This window comes from Cytobacillus sp. FSL R7-0680, assembly GCF_038009245.1.
Classification (GTDB): Bacteria; Bacillota; Bacilli; order Bacillales; family Cytobacillaceae; genus Cytobacillus; species Cytobacillus kochii.
On the sequence record NZ_JBBPAO010000001.1, the window covers coordinates 507,652 to 531,774 of the forward strand.

Consider the following 24,123-nt stretch of genomic DNA (forward strand, 5'->3'; position numbering starts at 1 on the left):
AAAACAAAAAAGTAGTGACTCAAAAATGAAGTCACTACGATACTTAGACAAATTGTTTTTGGTTTAGTAAATTCTCTGTCACCTTTTGAACATAGTTTTGTGTTTCTTTAAAAGGTGGGATGCCATTATACTTATCAACATTACCAGGACCAGCATTATATGCTGCTAAAGCAAGCTCGGTATTATTCCCATAACGATCAAGCATTTGTCTTAAATATTTTGTTCCTGCCATTACATTTTGGGTGGCATCAAATCTATCATTCACACCAAGCCACTTAGCTGTTTCGGGCATTAATTGCATCAAACCACTCGCGCCTGCTGAACTAACTGCATTCGGATTAAAGTTGGACTCTTGTTGAATAACAGCAGTAATTAATTCAGTTGGTACGTTATAGGCGGATGCAGCTTGATGAATGATATCTTGAATTGATTGATCACTATTCTCTCCTTTAAACTTCGTAAGCTGTACAGGAGGAAGAGAAACAGGAGAAGAGGTGAGCATTGTTTCGGCTATCGTTTGAACTGCTCCTATCTCCTGTGAGAAATCAGCAGAAGAATCATTCATTCTTGCTGTAATTGAATTTGATAATAATTGTGAAAAATCAGTTGTATTGCTGTTTTGCGTTGTATTTGGAAGAAAGGTTTGTAAGCTTTGCATTTGCATTAATAGTTTAAGCTGATTAATATTCATTATGACTCTCCTCATATGTCCTTGTTAATCATCTATTCTTCTTTTCTGAACTTCCCGAAATAATCTTTTCACTTTGTTCTCTGTTTTTCTTATCGGTATATTCATCTCTTTTAATAGTTTTTTAAAGGAATTTAAGCCATTTTCCCTATTCAAAACCTCATATTCTAATTCAAAGTCCACCTTATTTAAATATTCACTATTATCTAGGACGATTAAACCGTCCGCATTATTTTTTTCTGCACGGCTTGTTAATAAAGAACCAAATAACTTAAACGTCTCCTCAGGGAAATGGAGGTCACTTTTAAGTGAAGCTAAATATTGCTTATCGATGTACCCTTGTTTGATGATATGCTTTGCTTCTTCCGGTTGAAGATCATGGTTAGTTTCTAATAAGCCATCTGGGTGAGGTTGCTTTAATGTGAGTTCGAATTGATTATTTTTTTCTCTAATTCGAAGCGCACATCCTTCGTTTTTTAAAAAGAAAGTTGGCGTATCAAAATAATAGTTGATTTGAGTGAAGAAATCTTTGTCTTCTATATGAAGATGCTTTCTTAATTGAGCAAATTCCTGTTCTGTAAGCATATTTTTAAATTCAATTTCTATATTTTGTGACATGATTAATCCTTCCTATTCTCTCGACTACATGTATAATCAAATGAGAGATACATGATTTCTTAATACTTATCATTATTATGGCGCTGTATCGCATAATCTGCAATGTTCTTTGAGATTTTTTCCCCTTCTATGGTAAAATGTAAGAGTTTGGAGGTAGATGAAATGAATAAAAAAGTAGAAGTACAAAGTGCGTTATGGAATGATGAAGGAAAGGAATTATTATTAGAAATTGACTCTACTTTATCTGTGAATGATTTCGAGCCAAGAGAACAGATGCTAGTAGATTCCGACCATTTATCATTTATATACATAACAGAAAAAAATAATGATTATACATATATCATGTTACATGAATCATTATGGCAACAATTAAAGCAAGCATTGGTTTTTAATGGTGAAGTGTATTTGCATGATGGAAAAGAAAAGCTTAAATTACCTTTATTTCAAGAGGAATTACAATATCTTATTGAAAATATACGGGGTAACAGTAATTATGGAGATGAAATGGTTGAGAAAGTCGAGGCTATGTTTGAGTAACTTCTCTACTAATGAAGAGTAAATCATGTACCTAAGTTTCTTTCGTCGCTTTATTGCAAAAATTTCTAACTAAATCAAGTTAGAGAAATGAACTTACATAAGGGTGGTGCATGTATGAAGCATTGGGATCAATTTTTAGGGCCATATAAACAAGCTGTAGAAGAGTTAAAAGTGAAACTAAAAGGGATGAGAAGTCAGTTTGATTTCGTCCCAGAGCACTCTCCTATAGAATTTGTGACCGGCAGGGTAAAACCTATAGCTAGTATATTAGATAAAGCCAACCAAAAAGGAATTCCACTTAATAGGTTGGATGTAGAAATGCAAGACATAGCAGGTATGAGAATGATGTGTCAATTTGTTGATGATATAATGAAGGTAGTAGAATTGTTACGTATGAGAAATGACTTTGAAGTGGTGGAAGAAAGAGATTATATTTCTCATGAAAAAGCAAGTGGGTACCGCTCTTATCATGTAGTTATCGCTTACCCTGTACAAACTATCCATGGGGAGAAAAAGATATTAGCGGAAATACAAATTAGAACGTTAGCGATGAATTTTTGGGCCACGGTTGAGCATTCATTAAATTATAAATATAAAGGCCAATTTCCATCTGATATTCAAATGAGATTACAAAGAGCAGCTGAAGCAGCATTTAGATTAGATGAAGAAATGTCATCGATTCGAGGAGAAATTCAAGATGCACAAGCATTTTTTTCACAAAATAAAGAAAAGCAGCAAAAGAATAAGTCATAGAATGAAAAATAAGAGGAGCTACTAAACAATGAGATTTGCGATTACGTCTAAAGGTGATACGAAATCGAATACATTGATGCATAAGATGAGATCGTACTTACTTGATTTTGATCTAGTATATGATGAAGAACAACCAGATATAGTCATTTCTGTTGGTGGCGATGGAACTTTGTTGTACGCATTTCACAGATATAGCAGCCGCCTTGATAAAACAGCATTCGTTGGTGTTCATACGGGCCACTTAGGATTTTATGCTGATTGGGTACCTGATGAAATTGAAAAGCTTGTAATCGCAATAGCAAAAACTCCTTTCCAAGTGGTGGAATACCCTCTTCTTGAAGTCATTGTCCGCTATTTGAATGGGGGCAAAGAAACAAGGTATTTGGCTTTGAACGAGTCTACAGTTAAAGCTGTGAATGGTACATTTGTGATGGATGTAGAGATTCGAGGTCAGCATTTTGAAAGATTTAGAGGAGACGGTTTATGTTTATCCACGCCTTCAGGGAGTACGGCTTATAATAAGGCGTTAGGTGGTGCGATATTACATCCGTCATTACCTGCTATTCAATTAGCTGAAATGGCATCGATTAATAATAAAGTGTTTAGAACAGTCGGTTCACCTTTAGTTTTACCAGCACACCATGCTTGCCTTTTAAAGCCTGTGAATGAACCGGATTTTAAGATTACAATCGATCATTTATCGCTTTTGCATAAAGATGTAAAATCAATTCAATACCGTGTAGCCGATGAAAAAATTCGCTTTGCTAGATTCAGACCATTTCCATTTTGGAAAAGAGTACATGATTCATTTGTTGCTGATTAACTGAGTGACTTTGGGTAAAATGGATGCTAGTTGAATGGAAATCCGAACAAGTTATTCTAATTCTGTCAAAGGGTTTGAATATGTTCGGATTTTTCTTTCCTGTAAATGCAAAATGTATAAGTTCAGTAATCCACAAGCAAAAATAGAAAAAGTCACTATGACCAAGCATCCAAGCGTTTGACAAAAGAGAATGGCAATATAATAAAATTGTTCGCACACTTAACTCTGATATTTTCTAAAGGAGCATGATATAGAAGCTTTGAGTTGCTGTCCACAGCAATATTCCTAAGGTAGGCTGGAAAAATAAGCTTCATTTCACTCGTATCCCAATGCTTCTTAAAGAACTGTCTTTGTTTGCATTTACTTCGTTTATAAGGAGATAAAAGAATGTTTACTTTACAATGGCAAATTGATTCACTTGATACACCAGTTAATATCAAATCATTCCTATCACAGCAAAATATTTCTAAAACCGCTTTGACAGATATAAAGTTTGCTGGAGGTTTTATAAAAGTGAATGGAGTAGAACAAAATGTGCGGTATATGATTAATAACGGCGATGTATTAGAGGTTGGCTTTCCACTTGAGAAAAGAAGTGAAGGTTTGCAACCTGAAAATATTCCTCTCTCCATTCTTTACGAAGACGATGCAGTATTAATCGTTGTGAAGCCAGCAGGTATGAGCACTATTCCATCGCGAGAACATCCAGGTGGGAGTTTAGCGAATGCCTTATTAGGTTATTATATCAACCAAGGAATAGAGTCCACTATTCATATTGTTACAAGACTGGACAGAGAGACGTCAGGTTTAGTATTAATTGCCAAGCACCGTCATGTTCATCATCTTTTAAGTCGTCAGCAGCAAAATAATGGTGTTCAAAGAAAATATAAAGCTTTTGTTTGTGGGTTAATGGCAACAAAGGAAGGGTGGATTGAGGAGCCAATTGGCAGAAAACCTGATAGCATTATCGAAAGAATGGTTAGCCCGAATGGTAAACATGCAGTGACGTATTTTAAACAACTATCTCAGCAAAAAGAAAGACAATTCACTGAATTAGAATTGTCTTTAAAAACGGGCAGAACCCATCAAATACGAGTGCACCTATCTCATATCGGCTTTCCTTTAGTAGGAGATAATTTATATGGGGGTTCGACCAAATTGCTGCAACGTCAAGCCTTGCATTGTTTTTCCCTATCTTTTACCCATCCTATATCGATGGAAGTCCTTAACTTTTCAATTCCTTATCCTGAAGATATGCAAGCATTACTAAGTTAATCAAAGCGAGCAAATTTACCCTCCTGGAAGGGAAGCGAAGAGGAAACAGATACAGTCTGTAATTCAGGGTATTTAAGAGCCGTTAATTTATTGCCAAAAACTGCGCCAGTATCAATATTATATGTTTGATTGATTTTGCGCACTTCTCTCACAGGTGTATGGCCGTAAACAATTAATGTTTGTCCAGCATAATTTTGTGCCCAATCTCTTCTAATAGGAGATCCATCAGGATGGTTCTCTCCTGTAATATCACCATAAAGAGCAAATGTTTTTGCTTTTTTATCTTTTTTACCAATCCACTCTTCCTTCATTCCTGCATGTACTAATAATAGTCTTCCTTCGTCTAGTAAATAATAAAGAGGAGATTGTTCGTATAACTCGATAAACTTACGAAGTATATCTTTTCTTTCTTGTTTATTTAAGCTTTGTAATTCTTCTACTGTCGTTTCTAAACCGTGAGTAGTCTTTACAGGATTTCCTAGTGCATAGCGGTATAATTTATTGCAGTGATTGCCAGGAACATAATAAGCTCGATTCTTTTTTATTAATTGATATACGGTTTGAATGACTTTTAATGATTGTGGACCACGATCAGTTAAATCACCGATAAATGCGAGCTGCCTATCGTGTTTTAAAGGAATGCCTGAATGCCAGTCATAGCCTAGCTGAACGGTTAGATCCTTAAACTCTTTATAACAACCATGAATATCCCCAATTATATCTAGTTTCATTTACAGTCCCTCACTTTTAAAGTAGTTTGAATCGTTTAGATATGAAAGTTATAGAATTCTTATCGTTTGCATTTTTATTTTTCATATGTTTAGATTTTATTTCGACTAATTTTATTAAAAAGGAGTGATATAGAATGGAACATGGAAATTCAGTCGCCTCACTTGTAATTGTTATCGTGATAGCTTTCTTAGTACCGATTATACTACATCGTCTAAAAATCAACTTTATCCCAGTTGTAGTAGCAGAAATTCTAGCAGGATTAATTATTGGGAAAAGTGGATTTAATATAGTACAAGAGGATATGTGGCTTGAAACTTTATCGACATTAGGTTTTATCTTCTTAATGTTTCTAAGTGGGCTTGAAATAGATTTTTCCGCATTTTCATCGAAAAAGAAAAAGCACCGATTGGAAAATGGCAAACCTGAACCAAATGCATTTCTCACTGCGAGCATCATTTTCGCCGGTATTTTTATCGTGTCATTAGTTTTATCATATGTATTTGTTTTAGTAGGCTTTATCGATAATGTGTTTCTAATGACGTTAATTATATCAACGATCTCACTTGGCGTTGTTGTTCCTACCTTAAAAGAAGGAAACATCATGAATACTAATATCGGGCAAATCATCTTGCTTGTAGCGGTCATTGCCGATTTAGCAACGATGATTCTACTCGCCGTATTTGTTTCAGTAAATGATGGCGGAGAAGGGAATACATGGTTATTATTACTACTATTTGTTGTTGGCGTGATCTTATACTTTGTAGGAAGAAGATATAAAAATAATAACTTCATACAGTCGCTATCAACTGGAACAATTCAAATTGGCACGAGGGCTGTTTTTGCACTCATTATTTTCTTAGTAGCTGTTTCAGAATCTGTTGGAGCAGAGAATATCTTAGGAGCATTTTTAGCAGGTGTACTTGTCTCATTATTGGCACCAAACCAAGAACTTGTTCATAAATTAGATTCGTTTGGATACGGCTTTTTAATACCAATTTTCTTTGTAATGGTAGGTGTTGATTTAGATATTTGGTCACTTTTCGCTGAGCCAATGTTATTAGTGTTTATTCCATTATTATTATTGGCATTGCTCATATCTAAATTAATCCCGGTTTTTTATATGAAGAAATGGTATGATATGAAAACTGTTGTCGCGTCAGGATTTATTTTAACTTCGACGCTTTCATTAGTCATTGCAGCTGCGACCATTGGTCAAAGAATGGGTATGATCTCTGAAGAAATGGGGGGGATGCTAATATTGGTAGCTGTTATCAGTAGCATCTTTACACCTATTGTCTTTAAGAAATTATTTCCAAAAGAAACGGTCAAAGAGAAGAAGATTAAAGTATCCTTCATTGGTGCGAACCAGATTACAATGCCGTTATCCAATGAATTAGCTTCAGATATGTATGAAACGAGTGTTTATCATACAGCTCAGCAAAAAGAGGAACCATTTATTACACCAGCCTTCGAGTTGAATGAACTTCCTGCTTTTTCAATGGAAGCAATAAAAGAAACAGAAATATTGCAAGCTGATGTTGTTGTGATTACAACTGGAGATGAGGATATTAACCTTGAACTGGCAGAAGCACTGAATGAATCAGGAATTAATCGTGTCATTTGTCGTTTAGAAAACCCCATTCTTGAAGAAAAGGCAAAAGGTGCTGGAATTGAATCATTTTCAAGTATGTTGTCAACGAAAACTTTATTACGAGCGTTGATCGCTTCTCCGAGTGTAGTGGAGATATTTGAAAATCAAGAAACGACCTTATATGACGTGAAATTACGAAATTCTAAATTTGATGGAATGACAATCAGACGATTTCCTTTTGCCGGTGATGTTATATTTGTTCGTATCTTAAGGGGGCAAGAAACAATTATTCCCCACGGTGATACAGAGCTTTTATTAAACGATCGCTTAATCGTCACCGGTTCTCGGGAATATGTGGAAGAATTGAAGTGGGAATTAGAGCTTCACTAATTATTTCTAGGTACGAATAGATTCTATGACAGAGTCTATTCGTATTTTTTTTGTATAACCTCATGCGTCACATTCCTATTGAAAGTTGAATGTTTTTCATGTAATATTAGTACTAGGTACTAATAACATGTATAAATTATAGGGGGATTATAAAATGACGATCTCATTAAAAGGGAAAACTTACGTTGTAATGGGCGTAGCGAATAAACGTAGTATTGCCTGGGGAATAGCAAGGTCACTACATACAGCAGGTGCAAACCTCATTTTTACATATGCTGGTGAAAGATTAGAGAAAAGTGTCCGAGATTTAGTAAGTACCCTTGATGGTGCGGAGAACTCACTTGTATTACCTTGTGATGTGACGAATGATGAAGATGTAGAGAGTTGTTTTAGACAAATAAAAGAAGCAGTTGGAGAAATTAATGGTATTGCACACTGTATCGCATTTGCCAATAAAGAAGAGCTTCAAGGAGAGTATATGAATACATCTAGGGATGGCTTCTTGTTAGCGCATAATATTAGTTCGTATTCTTTAACAGCTGTTGCTAAAGCAGCAAGACCATTAATGGCTGAAGGCGGTAGCATTGTTACCATGACTTACCTTGGTGGTGAAAGAGCAATTAAAAACTATAATGTCATGGGTGTAGCAAAAGCTTCACTTGATGCAAGTGTTAAATATTTAGCAGTTGACTTAGGAAAAGAGAATATTCGCGTAAATTCTATCTCTGCTGGTCCTATTCGTACTTTGTCAGCTAAAGGTATTGGTGAATTCAATTCAATCTTAAAAGAAATCGAAGAGAATGCGCCATTACAAAGAACAACAACGCCTGAAGAAGTAGGAGATACAGCTGTGTTCTTGTTTAGCGACATGTCAAGAGGTATTACGGGAGAAAATATTCACGTCGATTCTGGTTATCACATTCGCTAATTCAGTACAATTGTTAATAAATGAATGGCTAGCATTCATTTAAAATTGCACAATTTATTTCATGCGCACACAACTCGTTAACTATAAGACAAGTTGTGTGCGCATTTTCTATTTCCATAGCACGGTGTGTTGGAGTGGAAACGAGACGCGAAATGTCCAGCTCCAGCTAATAATATACATAAAAAAAGAATCATGGTAATGTGTGTGTATCTTCGGTTTGCACATATTTTGCAAACGCTCTTAGCTCAGCTTACATCTTTGATTTTGTATTTCAGTGCCATGCCAATCCTATTTGCGGGGCACTCAAGTGAGATTTTGCGCATTTGAGTGCCGTGCAAATCGCATTAGCGGGGCACTCAAGAGAGGTTTCGCATGTGAGTGCTGTGCAGATCCCATTAGTGGGGCACTCGAGTGAGGTTTCGCATGTGAGTGCCGTGGAAATCTCATTAGCGAGGCACTCAAGAGAGGTTTCATATTTGAGCGCCGTGCAAATCCCATTAGTGAGGCACTCAAGAGAGAATGCGCATGTGAGTGCCGTGGAAATCTTATTAGCGAGGCACTCGAGTGAGATTTCGCATGTGAGTGCCGTGGAAATCCCAATAGCGATGCACTCAAGAGAGTTTTCGCATGTGAGTGCCGTGCCAACCCCATTAGCGAGTCACTCGTGTGAGGTTTCGCATGTGAGTGCTGTGCCAATCCCATTAGCTGGGCACTCAAGAGAGATTGCGCATGTGAGTGCTGTGCCAATCCCATTAGCGAGGCACTCAAGAGAGGTTTCGCATCTGAGTGCCGTGCCAATCCCATTAGCGAGGCACTCAAGAGAGGTTTCGCATCTGAGTGCGGTGCAAATCCTATTAGCGAGGCACTCGAGTGAGATTTCGTATTTGAAAGCTATGCCAATCTCATCAGCGAGGCACTCAAGTGAGATTTTGCATTTGAGTGTCGTGCAAAACTCAGCTCTCATCATGCCATTTACATTATGAAAGGCTTCACGCTTAGTTTCTTATTTCTATTATTCTTAATCTAACTTATGACACACTTCTTCACCATTATCTACTGATCTTTTGGAAAACCTGAAAAAACGTTAGTAACATGTACTGATAATTAAAGAGGAGTCTGCTGTCTCGTAAGATCTTTTTTCATTATTTTTTTGATCGATAAAGAAACTTTAAATAAGGTGATATAAGACAATCAGGGATATGAATATAAATTTATTGTAATAGGACTCTATATGAAAACATTTCGTAGATTGAAGTCTTCTGGCGAATTATTTCCTTTCCGTTAGTTAAAATGAACGCCCATTTTTATTTCACATATAATATGTTGGCGCTTCGAATTTATTGAAGAGGGACAGGTGAAAGACATGGATACACAAAATAAAAAAAAGAAGCCTTTATTATATGTACAACAATCTAATCTTCCTTCTCCTTCGACATCAATGCAGTCAACTTATTCCAGTAAAAATGAAGTTGAGGAAGAAGAAAAAGAGGTTATCACAAATTCTTCAATAGATGAACAAGGTGAGGTGGAGAAAAAAGAAGAACATGTACAGCAAGTTTTAGAGGAATACGAGGAAAGTCAGTCAGAAAGTGAGCAAGGGTTTAACCGTGTGAAAAGTTTTAAGGATATGAATGTCCAGGAAAGGATTGATTATCTCCTTCATTTTCCTAAGCAATTACCTCCTGTACCTTGCTTATTTATAAGTGATGATAAGCATATTAGGGGATTTATTGAGTTAAAACAAGGCAATGAGTTAATGATTAAAACATTAAGCGGCAGTATGCAAACCATTCATATTCATAGTATAAAATCGATAAAAATGGTCGGTTTTAGGTGAGTAGACTGTATATAAAAAGCCAGTCGAGTAAACGACTGGCTTATATACAATTAGTCTTCGAAATATTCAACACAATTATCTACTGGTAAATAAATATCTTGAATACATTGAACTGCACAGAAGCAATCCAAATCTACAGTGATACAGTTTTCACTAGAACGGAAACCATCTACTTTACAAATTTTAGATAAATCAATGCAGCAACCTTCTGTAATATCAGCTGTTTCATAGCAACCAGGACTTGTTTCAGTAACTGGTTCTAAAACTCTTAGCGTAGCACATGAATTATCGAATATCTCTTCTACTCTAAAGAAAATTGACGTACAAGAGCAATCATCAACATTTGTTAAAAATGCGTGGAATGGTGAACCATCAGCTGTGCTTAACGTAAATACGCGCGTGTTAGGGCGTCTCACTCTCTTCTTTTTACCTCTCTTTGGAGAGATCGCACCGATTGGTTCTAAAAAACAATTAGAGCCACAATTACAATCTTCATCTTCACGAATTTGATCTTGGATATCTCTTATCGCACGTACGACTTCAGCTACACAGCTGCCGTATTTATTATCCTTTTTGTTACAACCCATATTCTTTTCCTCCTTATTCATTCTTTGATCTACATTAATAACATATTGATGAAACAGGCTATGGGTTACGGACAAACGCCTTATTTTTTGAAAAAATAGGCATATTTTTTAATGGAAGGGTGGAGATATGAATGGATCTTACCTTTTTTGAATTTCTTTTACTCTCATTTGCTTCTTTCCGTCTAACAAGACTAATTGTTTATGATCAAATCACTGAATTTATAAGAAGACCATTTATGTTAGAAGTTGATGAAGAGGATGAACATGGGAAAATAGAAACATATATCATTCCAAAAAATAAAGGTATAACTGGATTTTTTGGTAAGCTTCTTAGTTGTTATTGGTGCACTGGGATATGGAGTGCGGTGATTATATATTTAATGTATGCATATTTCCCTACAATAGGTGTGTTGTTAGTGGTGATTTTGTCAATTAGTGCATTGGCGGCAATTATTGAAGGGATCATTCAAAAATGATTATTCAATAAAAATTGGGCTATTGGATTATACGAGCTCTTCCTCACTTGAATATGTTAAAGGTAAAAGGCATATATGATGAAGGAGGGCATTTGAAGTTGAACAAAAAAATATATACAAATAAAGAAGCTTTTAAAAAGAGAATTGCAGAATCAGGGGGAAGTAAAAAATCCTCCGGTTGTGGTTGTGGAAAGAAAAAGAAGAAAAGCAATTAATATAAAAAGACGAGCCATTAATAAATGGTTCGTCTTTTGTTTTTTTTGGATAAGAAATTAACTTTTAGAGAAAATAAAAAAATAATGAAAAAGGTAAGGAAGGGACAAGAATGCCAAAATACTTGCTACTATTTATAAGTTTATTTTTAATTGCTGGATGTAGTAAACATGATTCTAATGAAGCACCGTTATCACTTGTTAAAGCAACAAACCCTACTCCGTCATTAATACATAGTGAATCACGGTCAACTGATGAAGATATGCTGCAAAGTATAGAAAAAGATATCGAAAAACAGAAAGAATTATATGATGCAGCAATTGTAAAGAATGATGATACCGTTTTAGTTGTTTACAAAGTAAGACATTTACAAAGATTTCACATGAAAAAAATTGAGAAAAATGTTACAGGGAAATTAGAAGACAAATATCCTGATGTTAAATTTATTGTTTCAAGTGATTTTAAGATTTTTCTTGAAGTAGTCGAATTACATGAACAAATGAAGAATCCCAATTTTAGTGCAAAAGAAGCCGAAAAAAAGTTCGAGAAAATAGTTAAGTTGAAAAAAGAATTAACATAGGAAGGTGAATAAGGATGTGTGCTAAACCAAAAAAAACGCCTGACCAAGAGCAATATGATCAATTAGAAAAAAAATATGAAACGAAGCGCCCAGTCTTGAAAAATTGTCTTCGGGCATTTTGGGTTGGAGGATTATTCTGCATAGTAGGACAAGCGATTTCATATTTTTATATCTATTTCTTTAATTTCACAGAGCAAACAGCAAGTAATCCTACTGTAGCTACTATGATATTTATTGCGATGCTTTTAACTGGATTTGGTGTTTATGACAGACTTGGACAATTCGCAGGAGCAGGTAGTGCAGTGCCAGTAACTGGTTTTGGAAATGCGGTTATTTCAGCGGCAATTGAACATCGCACGGAAGGGTTTGTCCTCGGTGTCGGTTCTAATATGTTTAAGCTAGCAGGTTCGGTTCTATTATTTGGAGTATTCTCGGCTTTTGTGGTTGCATTAATCAAAACTATTCTAATATATATGGGGGTAATTTAATGCTAAAGGGGAAGCAATCATGGGTTTTTAGTCAACGCCCAGCTATTATTGCTACCGGTGTGACTGGAGGGCCGTTTGAGGCAAATGGTCATTTAGCTGATGACTTTGATCTTCTCCATGAAGATTTATGGATGGGAGAAGATTCATATGAAAAAGCACATCGTGTGCTAATGGAAGGTGCTAGTCGAACGGCATTAAGAAAAGCAGAAATGGAAAAAAAAGAGGTGCAATTCTTCCTAGGTGGTGACTTAATTAATCAGATCACCCCGACAAGTCTCAGCGCAAGATCATTAGAAATACCTTACTTCGGTTTGTTTGGTGCATGTTCCACATCAATGGAAGGATTAGCGCTTGGTTCATTTATGATTAATTATGGTGGGGCAAATGCAGTTATAACAGGAGCAGCAAGTCATAATGCTGCTGTTGAAAAACAATTTCGCTACCCTACAGAGTATGGAGGGCAAAAGCCACCAACTGCACAATGGACAGTAACAGGTGCTGGTGCAGCACTTCTCGTTCAAAATAATGGAGGAAATGATCCGGTTACGACAGCTGCAACAATCGGTAAGGTGGTTGACATGGGGGTGACTGATCCATTTAATATGGGTGGGGCAATGGCTCCTGCAGCAGCAGATACCATTTATAATCATTTTCAAGACATGCAAATAGAACCCTCTTATTATGACTTAATTGTTACTGGAGACTTAGGAAAAATTGGTCGTGTAACTGCATTGGAATTATTAAAGAATAAGGGGCTTATTATTCCAGATGAACAGTTCCAAGATTGTGGCATACTCATTTATAAAGAAGATCAGCCCGTGCAATCAGGTGGAAGCGGTGCAGGTTGTTCTGCATCCGTTTTATATGGTCACCTCTTAAATAGAATGAAAAGAGGAGAGCTAAAAAAGATCTTAATGGTCGCTACAGGAGCCTTATTATCGCCACTTACAGTACAACAAAATGAATCAATTCCATGTATTGCACATGCAGTGGCGATTGAAATGCCATAAAGTTAGGAGGATGAATATATGCTACCAATGTTTTTTTGGGCTTTTGTTGTTGGAGGCTTATTTTGTGTGATTGGTCAAATTTGTTTTGATGTATTTAAACTGACACCAGGTCATACTTTAAGTGCGCTTGTCGTGTTAGGAGCGATATTGGATGGGGTAGGACTTTACGAGCCATTATTGGATTTTGCTGGTGCTGGTGCATCTGTACCCATAACGAGTTTCGGTAACTCACTTGTGCACGGAGCTTTACAAGAAGCAGAGCAACATGGATTAATTGGCGTACTAACAGGGATGTTTGAAGTTACGAGCTCAGGTATTTCATCCGCCATCCTGTTTGCTTTTATTGGCGCCCTTATTTTCAAACCAAAAGGATAAGCCTGATTTCAATGAATTAAGGGCCAAGCGGGTACATGCCCAAACATTCTCACATAACCATACATAATGTATAAGGACAAATACATTAGTGAGGTGAATTTATATGGGCTTTGGAGGCTATGGCGGCAATTGTGGTTGTGGCGGTTATGGCGGCGGCTACGGTTACGGCGGTGGCGGTGGCTATGCTGGAGGTACTTTCGTTTTAATCGTTGTCCTCTTCATTTTATTAGTCATTGTCGGTGCTAGTTTCTGCTAATTGTCTTTTATTCTTTGGAGAGATGTGTAATAATAGCATCTCTTCTTTTTTATAGTTATAAATTTTCTGAAAGAAATTTTTATCACGTTTTTAATTGGGCGACATAAGATAAATGGAGTTCAAGAAGGAGCGTGAGGTAGCGGATGGATAATCATTTTTTTAAGAATATCGAGAAAAAAACAGGCGTGAATATGAAGGATGTATTTGAATTAGCGGGCTCGTTACAAAATGCGAATTTTAAAGATGAAGACACGGTTCGTGGCGTCATTCGCAGGGTGTCGCAAATCGCCAACAAACCAGTATCTCAAGAAATGGAAGACAAAATTGTCGATTCTATTGTAAAAGAAGGTAAGTCTTTAGACTTTAATACAATAAACAAAATGATTAATAAAAAATAATGAGAGTCTAACAAGAATTTTTTATCGAACGATTGATTGCCTGCGTGTACACGCAGGTTTTTTTATTTACTATATATTTTATTTTTGATATGGGGAAGAAAGCGTGATGGATAGGCTTTTTTTCCTTTTCTATGTTGCAAAAGTGATAAATGTAACTGTTCCTTGGCTCTAGTCATTGCTACATATAATAGTCTTCGTTCTTCTTCTAAACTCTGCTCTGTTCCTGTACGATATTCTTCAAGGGCATAATCGTGGGGAAGGCTGCCATCGACTACACTTAAAATATAGACAAAGGGATACTCTAACCCTTTGGCTTTATGAATAGTACTAAAGGTTACAGCGTTCTCAATCGTTTTACTTATTTGCTTCATTTCTTTGATTTTTGCACGCATATGATCCGCATACTCAATGAACTCAAGTAAAGTAGTAAACTTCTTAGCTATTAATTTTAGTTCTTTTAAATCCTCTGAACCTTTATCCATTTTGTTTCCTTCATTACCACGCTTCTTAATGAAATCTTGTATTTGTAGCTCTTTTTCGATTTTTTCAAGTGCTAATAAAGGTGATAGTTGTTTAATTGCTTTAATCGTAGTTACCGTTTTCTTTGCTTTGCTTTGTTGAAACGCATATTTGCTCTGTACCATAGATAAACATTCAAGTAAGCTGCAATCATGTAAGATACTATTCGCTTTCATATCTTGCAAGTGTGATTGTGTTAAAAAAAGAGCCGGTAAGATATCCTTAAGAGCCTGCGCATCTTCCTCATTAATCGCAAGTCTTAAAAAACTAAGCAGTGTCCGGATAATAAAGCGATCATAAAATGATTCGGCATCTTGTTCTATTTTAAATGGAATATTAGACCTGGTAAATCGTTCAAATAGTGCACGACTTGTTGAATGCGTTCGATAAAGGATGGCAAAATCATTAGGTTGGTGCCCTTGTCTTATTCTCTCTTGAATATCTGTCAAAATCATTAAAGCTTCTTCTTCTTCATCGTAAGGGTAGAAGAGTGTAGGGTATGCTTCGTTTTTAAATTGTGCGACCATGTTTTTTGCTTTTCTTCTTTTGTTTTTTTTGATAACTTGACTCGCAAATGCAGTGATTTCGTGACTAGAGCGATAATTTTGTTGTAATGTAATTTGAAAACTGTCATCAAACATCTGTTCAAACTCGGTTAAATACGATGGATCACTACCTCTAAAAGCATATATAGATTGATCATCATCACCTACTGCACAAATATGCTCACTTTCAGGTACTAGCATTCTAAGTAATTCAAATTGAACTTTATTTACATCTTGGAATTCATCAATTAAGATGTATTTAAATCGCTTTTGATACTGTGCTAAAATTTGCGGATTTTTTTTAAATAGCTCATAACAGCTACTGAGCATATCATCAAAATCAAAGGTATTCAATCGCTGTTTCTCTTCTTCATAGGCTTGATACATTTGTAGTACCTTTTCCTCCCATGAATCATTCGCCCTTACATCCGTAGGGGATTGCAGCGAGTTTTTCCAAAAGCTAATTAACTGTAAGGCCATATCAAAAGGGAAATCCTTCTCATCAATATGTAGGGCCCTTGCTGATTGTTTGATCATTTGTTCCTTCTGCCAGTTCTTTAAAAGGTAACGGTGGTCCCATTTTTGATTATTATGATCATGAAAAGAAAGAATACGATAGAAAATGCTATGGAAAGTTCCGCAAACCATTTGATTAATATGCTTTGCTGTAACGTATGGATAAGTTTTTATCCGTTGTTTCATTTCGTTAGCTGCCTTAGCTGTAAATGTAACGAGTAGAACAGAACGGGGATCAACTTGATATTCATTGAATAAATAAGCCGTTTTCCCTGTTAAAACGCGTGTTTTTCCACTTCCTGCTCCTGCGAGAACAAGTAACGGACCATGACAATACGTAACAGCTCTTTTTTGATCATGATCAAAAGAAATCCCGTGCTCTTCAAGTGAACGAAGATACCCCTCTGTAGGACTAGCTTGAGAAGCTGTATTTTCTGCAAATGGTGGAATATTTTTAATACGTACAGGGGTTTTAAAAGGCTTTTCCACTTCTTCGAGAATTGATCGACCTTGAGGTAAACGAAAGCCATTGACTTCTTTTTCTTTCGTTTTCTCTGTTGCTTTCGGAATGACTTCGTCCACATAAGCGCACTCTTTTTCATTGTTATGATAAAATTTTGGTTCATCCTGAATACCTAAATAAAATAAAACGTTTTCACCACAATGGGTACAATAAAGGTTCCCTCGTTTTCCTTCTTCATGTATAAATGGATAGTCTGATCGTTTCAGTGTATGTAATTGAATTAGTTCTTGCATTAATCGTGCACTTTTCATCATTTAGCCTCATAACTTAAAAAATTTACTGCATAAAATTAATCATAACAAAGATTTTAGCGCTAAAAAAGAATAAATATGTTTGTTATCAATTGAAAAGGGTTAGCAGTAAAGTAAAGGGGGCAGTGTAATGATTTATCCAATCTCAACCGTTCAAACGGCATACCAACAATATGTAGAGCGAATGTTTATGAATCGAAATCGCTCAATGACTTATAGAAATATTGAAAGGGTAGATCCATCCCGTGGTCAAACAGAAACCAATCATTTATATAAGGACAATAGAAAAAACCATTTATCCTCTTCGCTAAAAGATAGAGAAACAAATGGTAAACAGGGAATAAAAGGAAAACACGTTGATTATTACGCATAATATTTCAATAGGTCTGGATATGTAACCCGTCTTCTTTTTCCCAGTCAGCATATAGAATTTCCTTCACATTCTCATAACCTTTCTTTTTTAATTTTTCATCTAGAAATTTGACATCCCAACCGAGAATGTTTAGGTTTTCATGAACAATCTCACCATCTAAAATGATATTAATTGGCACCTTAATCTTCGGATATTTTAATTGCAAGTCCTCAATGGTTGGCGTTGTATATTCAGGCTTTTTCAAGGCGGTAATTGTACCATTTGTCTCTAAGAATGCATATTCGCATTGTCTTAAAGAGAAAATATCTTTTGCCCTCAGTAATTCTTGCAGCTGGTTGAGGTCCAAATGATTCTTTTTCAATTGCCCATATTCAATTTTTCCTTTACGAATCACAATGGAAGGACCGCCTTCTAATAATTTTCTTGTTCTTCTGAACTTCTGTGTGATTTTTTCTGTAGTAAGAATCAAAATGGTCCAAAGAAGAACAGAGAAAAGCATTTGACTTATCCCTGTATTCTCATCATAAAGTGCATTTCCTACTAGTTCTCCTAATACGATGGCAGAAATAAAGTCAAAAGGAGTGATTTGGGATATTTGCGACTTTCCAAGAATCTTGGTCATAATGAAAAGGGCAATAAATCCAACAACGAGAACGAAAGTAATATGTATATATTCATGCATGGGAAACACACCTCTTAAACAAATTTACTGTGACCTTGTTATTGTGTGCTCTTCCCCATTTTTTATGATTAAAAAGACGATCGGATTTTTATTAAATTCTAGCTTCTACATTGTTAATGAAGACAAAAAAGAGATGCGGAATGCACCTCTTTTTTTGCATTTAAATTTGTTTCTTCATTGTTCGGTGAGGTATTCCTGCATCAAGAAATTCTTCAGAGATGACTTCGTACCCTATTCGTTCATAAAAGGGAATCGCATGTGTTTGTGCGTGAAGTTTTAAAGCAGGTACACCTTTTTCTATAGCAAAAGATTCGATCGCATGCATTATTTCTTTGCCGGCTCCTGTTTTTCTTGCATTTTCTTTTACACAAATGCGTTCTACTTTACCATAGCCATCTACAATTCTGAAACGCCCAGCACCACTAGGTTCATTATCTTTATAAAGTACAAAGTGTGTAGCTTCGTCTTCAAATTGATCGATTTCTTCTTCTAATGGAACTTTTTGTTCCTCTACAAATACTTCTTTTCTTACTTGATAAGCTTCCTGTAGCTCTTGTTCGTTTTCTACTATTTTAACGTTCATGTTGTTCATTAACCCTTTCCGAGGCGGAATGTTTCATGTACACTCCAAGATCCGTTTTCTAATTGATATAATAAGTGGAATCGATCAACCGTTTCTTCGTGTTCTACATCAAGCATTTTCAGTGAACCATAAACATCAGAATGTTCATCATCGGAAAGTTTTTGTCCAATTGTAATATGAGGGACAAAAGCATATTCTGATTTTTCTCCAACTGTTTGTTCATTGATTTTTTCATGTAGTCGTTCGAGTTCATCTGTTGGGTTAATCTTTAAGTAAATAACGTTATTAACAGGTTGAAATGAACTCACCTTTTTAACGTTCATGTGAAAAGGTTGTTGAACTTTTGCAATTGCATTCAAAGCATCAGTTGTTTGTTTTACTTCTTCTTCTGTAGCTTCAAATGATTTTAATGTTACATGTGGAGGAATCAATGCGTAGTGAGGGTCATATCTTTTCCGATAAGAGTTCGCCAAGTCTTGAATTTTTTTTGACGGAAAAATAACGATTCCATATTTCATAGTTCTACCTCCAAAATAAAATATTTTAAAGAACTTGTCTTATTTTACTATTATAACAAATTTTCAAAAATCATCATATACTAACGAATGTATATAGAAGAAAAAGACAGTTTGACTAAGAAGTAGCCAAACTGCTGTTTCATTAAAGCATTTGCTTGAGAGCACGTTTTAAATCTGGTTGCCAATATGTCCATGTATGATCGCCATCAAATTCATCATAAAAATAAGGGAAGCCTTTATCCTTTATTAATTGTGAAAGTTCCCGATTGGGTGTAAGGAAATCTTCTTCCTTACCGTCAGTTGTTTTGACTGTTGTCTCACCCGTACCAATCACATGATATATATTTAACAGATGTGTATCTTTAAAGGATTTGACTTCTTCCATTACTTTTTCATTCGCTAATGGCGATTGTAAAATGACTGTCCCAAAAGTATTAGGGTATTGTAGAGCAGTTAAAAGAGATACAGTCGCCCCTAAGGAGTCGCCGATCAATGCTCGTCCCATTCCCATTTGGTACGTTGGATATTTTTCGTCAAGGTAAGGTACAAGCTCGTGAGCCAAGAATCTGATATAAGCAGCATTTTGTTCACCATCTGGATGATATTTACGACGGCGGTCTTGTACATTTTTATAAGGAATACCAATGATAATTGTATTTTCCATTTCTTTTGCATCAAGCAACTCATCCGCTGTTCTGCCGATTCGTCCTAATTGAAAATAATCTTTGCCATCTTGAGCAATTAAAATATTATATTTATATAGCGGTGAATAATTGCCCGGTAAGTATACAAGTATTTCTAAATCTTCCCCTAGTACCTCACTTTTAAAAGTAAAGTCCGTGATTGTCCCTTTTGCTGTATTCATAAAGTAGAACTCCTTTGTTAAAATAATAATCCTATATGGGGTTATATTATCACACAGTGTATGAAACTTCATATAGTAAGTCTTCATTTCCTTAATGAAGAAAGATTCACTCAATTAAGTATGTATGTTTATTTTCCACTTCTATTATATGTAAAGAGCTCTATAATTATAAAACTTCATGAAATTAAGCAAATACCAGTGAAATCAATTGACAGATATACGCTAAAATAGTATATTTATAAATGTCTTAAATATATACATAAACGATTCCGTAGCTCAGCTGGGAGAGCGCTACCTTGACAGGGTAGAGGTCGCTGGTTCGAACCCAGTCGGAATCATTAATTGAGTTGTATCAAGAGTTTAACGCTGTTAGTAAACTGTATAATGTACTATGGTCGTAGCTGGAAATGCTACAATCCTGAAAGACCACTTCGCATATTTTGTGAGGTGGTCTTTTTTTATGCTTTTAAAGTTTGCTGTTCAGGATTTTCTTGATGATAGGCTTTTTTTAAAATGTAACTCCTAAAAATCTAGAAAGTTACCGTATTATGATTAAACAATTTGAGGACTTTTGTTTAGATCGCAATGTTTTAAATGTTGAAGATATAACAGTAAACACAGTCAAACAGTTTATCCTTTTCTAAAACAAGATAACAATGCAACTACTATAAACTCCAAATTACAACGTGTCCGTGCTTTCTTAATATTATATGATTGAATGTGAAGTCATTACTGATAATCCTGCTAAAAAATAAAGAAAGGCACAGAAGATATAAAGATTGATGCCTTTACTGATAGTCAAATTAAACAAATGTTGAACTATTATAGAAGGCTAAAACATAAGGATAAAGCTTTTTAGATTGTGGGGTAGGGTACAATGTCCTAGAGGTCTGCGAGTTGAAATTATACGCAATAAATTTTTCAACTGAATCCACCATTTACCAACTTTGTATTACTTAAGTAGACTATTGAAATACTGAAAATGTTGCGGTACTATTATACTAGTAAGTTTACAATTTTAGTATTTAAGGGAGAAAACTGAATATGAAGAAGTTTTTTAAGATTGGTTGCATGGGATTTATTGCAATTTTTGTACTAGGTATTATTGGTGCTATCTTTTCAGGTGGGGATGATGAAACTACACAACCTACTGAAAAGGCTGAACCTGCAAGCACTGAAGAGGTAGCAACTGAAGAGACAGATAAAGAAACTGAAAAAGTAAAAGAAGAAGATGCAGAAGAAATGGCTGAAGAAACTACTGAAGAAAAAGAAGAACCAAAGGAAGAACCTAAAGAAGAAGTGAAGGAAGAAAAAGAACCTGAACTATCTCTTTCACAACAGAACGCAATTCAAACTGCTGTGAATTACCTAGACTATACAGCCTTTTCTAGAACTGGTTTAATTGAACAGTTAGAATATGAAGGTTACAGTAATGAAGAAGCAACATATGCGGTAGATCACATTGAAGTTGACTGGAAAGAACAGGCTGTTCAGGCAGGTAAGAACTATCTTGACTTTACTTCATTCTCTAGAAGTGGGTTGATTGACCAGTTAGTTTATGAAGGGTTTAGCCAGGAACATGCAACTTATGCAGTTGATCAAATAGGATTATAAGAACCAGGGAAGCGAAAGCTTCTCTTTTTTTATCTGAATATTCACCTTTCGTTGTTGTCATATGTTGTAATATATTTTGAAACTACTTGGTTAGATCAATTGGTTGAACAGGTAATTGAAACTGGTGCGGTGAAGCTTACATACTTTTCATTATTCCTTTAATGTCAGCTTCCATTTCACCAATATTTTCTATAATAAATTCAAGTGGTTTTCCCATATCATTCACTGCTATGTTTTCATTAGTTCAGAACTCTTGAATAACTCGTAACCAAGTTCTGAAGGGGGGGATAACTGCATTTTACAGTTCTATTTTCAGGAATTCCCGTAACAAGTATTTAAAATATTACTTGATAAAATCATTTTCTTGCAAATTTTCATATGAAAATGTCATGTTAATCCTGGGATATGAGAAAAGACCCCTATAGACTCTTAAAGGAAGTGAAATGAGGTAAATCAGCCACGTTAAATAGCGAGTGTAAACAAGTCTTACTGCGAAGAAAATGCGAAAAGTGAGTGGGGTGTAAATTAGTAAAAAAGCACCTCATTTCGAGGCGCCTATAAATTATGATTCTGTTCCTTTACTCATGTGCAAAGGAGGCGGGATTAACCAACCTTTTTCCTTATTTAACTTTAACATTTTGGCACCAAACTGAGCTTTATTCATATGGAACTGACCATACATCATTGCGACATCTTCTCTGATTGATTGACCAATTGCTTGACTACATGCAACTAATCCAGCTGCAGTATCAGCAGAGATTGCAGCACTGATCTCTGGGTCAGTGGATCTTGCACCAACAGGAATATCATTTAAATCTGCATTAGGGCGGGCAGGTGGTGCAGGTGGTAACCCGATGCCATTACTTTTTAAAAGCTCTTCTAATTGTTGGTTCTCAGCACGTAACCCTTTAATAGCTTCTTCTATTAGCTTTTTTAAGTCATCATCGCCAGCATGGTTCATAAGTGTCTCATAACCAGATATCGTTCCATTGTTTGTAAAAAGGTTAGTGAATAGTCCATAAACTTCACCATAATGTAGTGGTTCATCTTTTGGATTTCCGCTTAAAATTCCCATAATTACACTCCCTATCTTATTAAGTTTCATGTTTTCTCCTTATGTAAGGATTGGCCACGATAGATAGTTTGTGTATGCAATATATAAATTATTCATGAGTGAAAATAGTTAATAAAGGCCCGTTTTAAAACGAGGCGTTTCTTTAAGCTCTGCTTAATTGGATATAAGAATATAAGTAACAAAGCTCACGATATAAATGATAAAAAATGTTCCATAAAAAATATTCTCTTTTCAAAATAGGTGTCAATAAAAGCTTAAATTGTGAAGGAATTCCAAACAATCGAAATACATTACAAAATATGTATTAGTGTGATAATTTCGTTATATTAAGAAAAAGTTGGTAAATAAATTATGATAAGGTAAATTTGAAGTTAAAGATTCCCTATTTTGCCTAGCTCACCTTCTTTGCAGAATTCCTCGGTTCAGGATTTTAAGTGTGGTGAAATTCAGATTAAGTAGTAGGTGCCATGTTGTGTTGAGAAAAGTTATTCTGATTTTTTGGAAGATGGAGGTACGAACTAAGCCAAAAACATAAAGACGAATTATGAATGTAGGTAGGTCTATTGGAGAAACTTAAAAACATAATAAAGGAAGCCTCGCTAAACAAGGCTTCTTGGTAAATAGATTAGGGGAGAGAGTTTTTATTCACAGTTTGTTTAAGGATACTACTTTTTGTAGTACCAGTAGGATAGAAGTTAACGCCATAAATACAGCCCGAACATATATGTCCGGACTTTTTTATTTATTGATCTCGATTTTCTCTATCTTCTTCTTTTATATCAGATAAATCATTTTCCTCAGCGAATTCTGTAGAGTAACTCACTTGTCTTCCATCAATAACGCGATTATCGACGTCTCTGTCTTCTTCTTCTGTCATTGGTGCAAAGAGAAGAGATAGGCAAATGAGGCCGCTAATTCCGACTAATGTATAGACAATGCGAGAGAGGATGGCATCTTGGCCTCCGAAAATCGTTGCAACTAAATCAAATTGGAATAATCCAATAAGTCCCCAGTTAATCGCGCCAATAATAACAAGCGCTAAAGCGATGCGTTGTAATGTTTTCATTGTATGATCTCCTTATTCTAATTTTTATTACATCTATATTTTTTGATAACAGGATTTTTTTATACACGAAGACATTTGTGTCTATTTGATATTTTTTCCTAATTATGGTATTATTAGAATAATCAAAAAAATAATGATAGCAATTGTTCTTTTTTTTAGGATTTCCTAATAAAGAGGTGATAAAAGAATGTGGTGGTTTCTTATCTTGATTCTTTCCCTTCTAGGATTTGGACTCGTGATTGACTGGGTAGCGAAGAAGAAAGGTTTAACAAAATTTGATCCTGAAGAGAATGAAAAAAATGTCCCAGATTCACAACGTATTTATACGGAGAATTATTTACAACAAATACGAAATCAAGACGATCAAGGTTTCCATTAAAATAATTAGAGGGTGTCCCACAAGGGCAGCCTCTTTTTTCATTAGTATTAGTAAAAATA

29 protein-coding genes and 1 tRNA gene are annotated in these 24,123 nt (G+C 35.4%); 19 read left to right on the plus strand and 11 right to left on the minus strand.

Going from position 1 to position 24,123, the window contains the following annotated elements:
• Positions 1–43 precede the first annotated feature (43 nt).
• Entirely contained in the window at positions 44–691 is a 648-nt protein-coding gene (locus MKY26_RS02525) for a lytic transglycosylase domain-containing protein (protein ID WP_341055143.1), read from the minus strand.
• A gap of 24 nt (positions 692–715) precedes the next feature.
• Positions 716–1,306, minus strand: coding sequence for a CYTH domain-containing protein (locus MKY26_RS02530; protein ID WP_322909173.1), 591 nt, complete (start codon positions 1,304–1,306; stop codon positions 716–718).
• Positions 1,307–1,468: 162 nt separating this feature from the next.
• On the opposite strand from MKY26_RS02530, the gene MKY26_RS02535 reads away from it, so the two are divergent.
• From MKY26_RS02535 to MKY26_RS02550, 4 genes are all read left to right on the plus strand, one after another.
• A complete protein-coding gene (locus MKY26_RS02535; protein ID WP_328197159.1) occupies positions 1,469–1,843 on the plus strand; it encodes a UPF0738 family protein in 375 nt (124 codons plus the stop codon).
• Between the two features lie 114 nt (positions 1,844–1,957).
• On the plus strand, positions 1,958–2,596 hold the full coding sequence (locus tag MKY26_RS02540; RefSeq protein WP_095369786.1) for a GTP pyrophosphokinase: 639 nt from the start codon (positions 1,958–1,960) through the stop codon (positions 2,594–2,596).
• Between the two features lie 28 nt (positions 2,597–2,624).
• Complete coding sequence (locus tag MKY26_RS02545; protein WP_095369785.1) at positions 2,625–3,419, plus strand: NAD kinase; 795 nt, start codon at positions 2,625–2,627, stop codon at positions 3,417–3,419.
• A gap of 387 nt (positions 3,420–3,806) precedes the next feature.
• Positions 3,807–4,694, plus strand: a complete 888-nt coding sequence (locus MKY26_RS02550) for an RluA family pseudouridine synthase (protein WP_095369784.1) — start codon at positions 3,807–3,809, stop codon at positions 4,692–4,694.
• Here the strand turns inward: MKY26_RS02550 and prpE are convergent.
• Positions 4,691–5,425 (minus strand): bis(5'-nucleosyl)-tetraphosphatase PrpE, encoded by a 735-nt coding sequence (gene prpE / locus MKY26_RS02555; RefSeq protein WP_095369783.1) that lies wholly within the window; start codon positions 5,423–5,425, stop codon positions 4,691–4,693. The two genes, MKY26_RS02550 and prpE, sit on opposite strands and share 4 nt — an antisense overlap.
• Positions 5,426–5,559: 134 nt before the next feature.
• On the opposite strand from prpE, the gene MKY26_RS02560 reads away from it, so the two are divergent.
• The 4 genes from MKY26_RS02560 (at position 5,560) to MKY26_RS02575 (ending at position 10,172) form a co-directional block, all read left to right on the plus strand.
• Entirely contained in the window at positions 5,560–7,407 is a 1,848-nt protein-coding gene (locus MKY26_RS02560; protein ID WP_341091983.1) for a monovalent cation:proton antiporter family protein, read from the plus strand.
• Positions 7,408–7,561: 154 nt separating this feature from the next.
• Positions 7,562–8,335 carry an enoyl-ACP reductase FabI gene (gene fabI, locus MKY26_RS02565; RefSeq protein ID WP_095369781.1) on the plus strand — a complete coding sequence of 258 codons (774 nt, stop codon included), beginning with the start codon at positions 7,562–7,564 and terminating at the stop codon, positions 8,333–8,335.
• A gap of 374 nt (positions 8,336–8,709) precedes the next feature.
• On the plus strand, positions 8,710–9,318 hold the full coding sequence (locus MKY26_RS02570; RefSeq protein ID WP_341091984.1) for a hypothetical protein: 609 nt from the start codon (positions 8,710–8,712) through the stop codon (positions 9,316–9,318).
• 380 nt (positions 9,319–9,698) lie between these two features.
• A complete protein-coding gene (locus tag MKY26_RS02575) occupies positions 9,699–10,172 on the plus strand; it encodes a CotO family spore coat protein (protein WP_095369779.1) in 474 nt (157 codons plus the stop codon).
• Between the two features lie 50 nt (positions 10,173–10,222).
• Here MKY26_RS02575 and MKY26_RS02580 read toward each other — a convergent pair whose 3' ends face one another.
• Positions 10,223–10,759, minus strand: coding sequence for a CotY/CotZ family spore coat protein (locus tag MKY26_RS02580; protein ID WP_095369778.1), 537 nt, complete (start codon positions 10,757–10,759; stop codon positions 10,223–10,225).
• A 131-nt stretch (positions 10,760–10,890) separates the two neighbouring features.
• On the opposite strand from MKY26_RS02580, the gene MKY26_RS02585 reads away from it, so the two are divergent.
• From MKY26_RS02585 to MKY26_RS02615, 7 genes are all read left to right on the plus strand, one after another.
• The gene (locus tag MKY26_RS02585; RefSeq protein WP_341091985.1) at positions 10,891–11,235 is read left to right on the plus strand and encodes a DUF1360 domain-containing protein; all 345 of its coding nucleotides are present in this window, start codon (positions 10,891–10,893) and stop codon (positions 11,233–11,235) included.
• 325 nt (positions 11,236–11,560) lie between these two features.
• Positions 11,561–12,028: a YhcN/YlaJ family sporulation lipoprotein gene (locus MKY26_RS02590; RefSeq protein ID WP_322909178.1), complete on the plus strand. Its 468-nt coding sequence runs from the start codon at positions 11,561–11,563 to the stop codon at positions 12,026–12,028.
• 14 nt (positions 12,029–12,042) lie between these two features.
• Positions 12,043–12,516, plus strand: a complete 474-nt coding sequence (gene spoVAC, locus MKY26_RS02595; protein ID WP_095369776.1) for a stage V sporulation protein AC — start codon at positions 12,043–12,045, stop codon at positions 12,514–12,516.
• Positions 12,516–13,526, plus strand: a complete 1,011-nt coding sequence (gene spoVAD / locus MKY26_RS02600; protein WP_341091986.1) for a stage V sporulation protein AD — start codon at positions 12,516–12,518, stop codon at positions 13,524–13,526. The genes spoVAC and spoVAD overlap by 1 nt, the downstream gene beginning before the upstream one ends.
• A gap of 18 nt (positions 13,527–13,544) precedes the next feature.
• On the plus strand, positions 13,545–13,901 hold the full coding sequence (gene spoVAE, locus MKY26_RS02605; protein WP_095369774.1) for a stage V sporulation protein AE: 357 nt from the start codon (positions 13,545–13,547) through the stop codon (positions 13,899–13,901).
• A gap of 103 nt (positions 13,902–14,004) precedes the next feature.
• Positions 14,005–14,157, plus strand: a complete 153-nt coding sequence (locus MKY26_RS02610; protein WP_095369773.1) for a YjcZ family sporulation protein — start codon at positions 14,005–14,007, stop codon at positions 14,155–14,157.
• Between the two features lie 143 nt (positions 14,158–14,300).
• Complete coding sequence (locus MKY26_RS02615) at positions 14,301–14,555, plus strand: stage VI sporulation protein F (RefSeq protein ID WP_095369772.1); 255 nt, start codon at positions 14,301–14,303, stop codon at positions 14,553–14,555.
• A gap of 62 nt (positions 14,556–14,617) precedes the next feature.
• Here MKY26_RS02615 and MKY26_RS02620 read toward each other — a convergent pair whose 3' ends face one another.
• On the minus strand, positions 14,618–16,912 hold the full coding sequence (locus tag MKY26_RS02620) for an ATP-dependent helicase (RefSeq protein WP_445293117.1): 2,295 nt from the start codon (positions 16,910–16,912) through the stop codon (positions 14,618–14,620).
• Between the two features lie 127 nt (positions 16,913–17,039).
• On the opposite strand from MKY26_RS02620, the gene MKY26_RS02625 reads away from it, so the two are divergent.
• Positions 17,040–17,282, plus strand: a complete 243-nt coding sequence (locus tag MKY26_RS02625) for a hypothetical protein (protein WP_341050480.1) — start codon at positions 17,040–17,042, stop codon at positions 17,280–17,282.
• Between the two features lie 4 nt (positions 17,283–17,286).
• On the opposite strand, the gene MKY26_RS02630 is transcribed toward MKY26_RS02625, so the two are convergent.
• The 4 genes from MKY26_RS02630 to MKY26_RS02645 all read right to left on the minus strand — a co-directional run bounded on the left by MKY26_RS02630 (position 17,287) and on the right by MKY26_RS02645 (position 19,930).
• Positions 17,287–17,964, minus strand: a complete 678-nt coding sequence (locus MKY26_RS02630; RefSeq protein WP_095369769.1) for a DUF421 domain-containing protein — start codon at positions 17,962–17,964, stop codon at positions 17,287–17,289.
• Positions 17,965–18,124: 160 nt separating this feature from the next.
• A complete protein-coding gene (locus tag MKY26_RS02635) occupies positions 18,125–18,547 on the minus strand; it encodes a GNAT family N-acetyltransferase (protein WP_095373486.1) in 423 nt (140 codons plus the stop codon).
• A gap of 8 nt (positions 18,548–18,555) precedes the next feature.
• Positions 18,556–19,065: a YjcG family protein gene (locus tag MKY26_RS02640; RefSeq protein WP_095369768.1), complete on the minus strand. Its 510-nt coding sequence runs from the start codon at positions 19,063–19,065 to the stop codon at positions 18,556–18,558.
• Between the two features lie 142 nt (positions 19,066–19,207).
• Positions 19,208–19,930: an alpha/beta hydrolase gene (locus tag MKY26_RS02645; protein WP_095369767.1), complete on the minus strand. Its 723-nt coding sequence runs from the start codon at positions 19,928–19,930 to the stop codon at positions 19,208–19,210.
• 265 nt (positions 19,931–20,195) lie between these two features.
• Between MKY26_RS02645 and MKY26_RS02650 the strand changes: the two genes are divergently transcribed.
• Positions 20,196–20,268, plus strand: a tRNA-Val gene (locus MKY26_RS02650).
• A gap of 706 nt (positions 20,269–20,974) precedes the next feature.
• Positions 20,975–21,544 carry an Ltp family lipoprotein gene (locus MKY26_RS02655; protein ID WP_322909182.1) on the plus strand — a complete coding sequence of 190 codons (570 nt, stop codon included), beginning with the start codon at positions 20,975–20,977 and terminating at the stop codon, positions 21,542–21,544.
• Positions 21,545–22,106: 562 nt separating this feature from the next.
• Here MKY26_RS02655 and MKY26_RS02660 read toward each other — a convergent pair.
• Entirely contained in the window at positions 22,107–22,619 is a 513-nt protein-coding gene (locus tag MKY26_RS02660) for a DUF3231 family protein (protein ID WP_095373485.1), read from the minus strand.
• 742 nt (positions 22,620–23,361) lie between these two features.
• The gene (locus tag MKY26_RS02665) at positions 23,362–23,685 is read right to left on the minus strand and encodes a DUF378 domain-containing protein (RefSeq protein ID WP_095369765.1); all 324 of its coding nucleotides are present in this window, start codon (positions 23,683–23,685) and stop codon (positions 23,362–23,364) included.
• A gap of 187 nt (positions 23,686–23,872) precedes the next feature.
• On the opposite strand from MKY26_RS02665, the gene MKY26_RS02670 reads away from it, so the two are divergent.
• Complete coding sequence (locus MKY26_RS02670; RefSeq protein WP_095369764.1) at positions 23,873–24,064, plus strand: hypothetical protein; 192 nt, start codon at positions 23,873–23,875, stop codon at positions 24,062–24,064.
• Positions 24,065–24,123 lie beyond the last annotated feature (59 nt).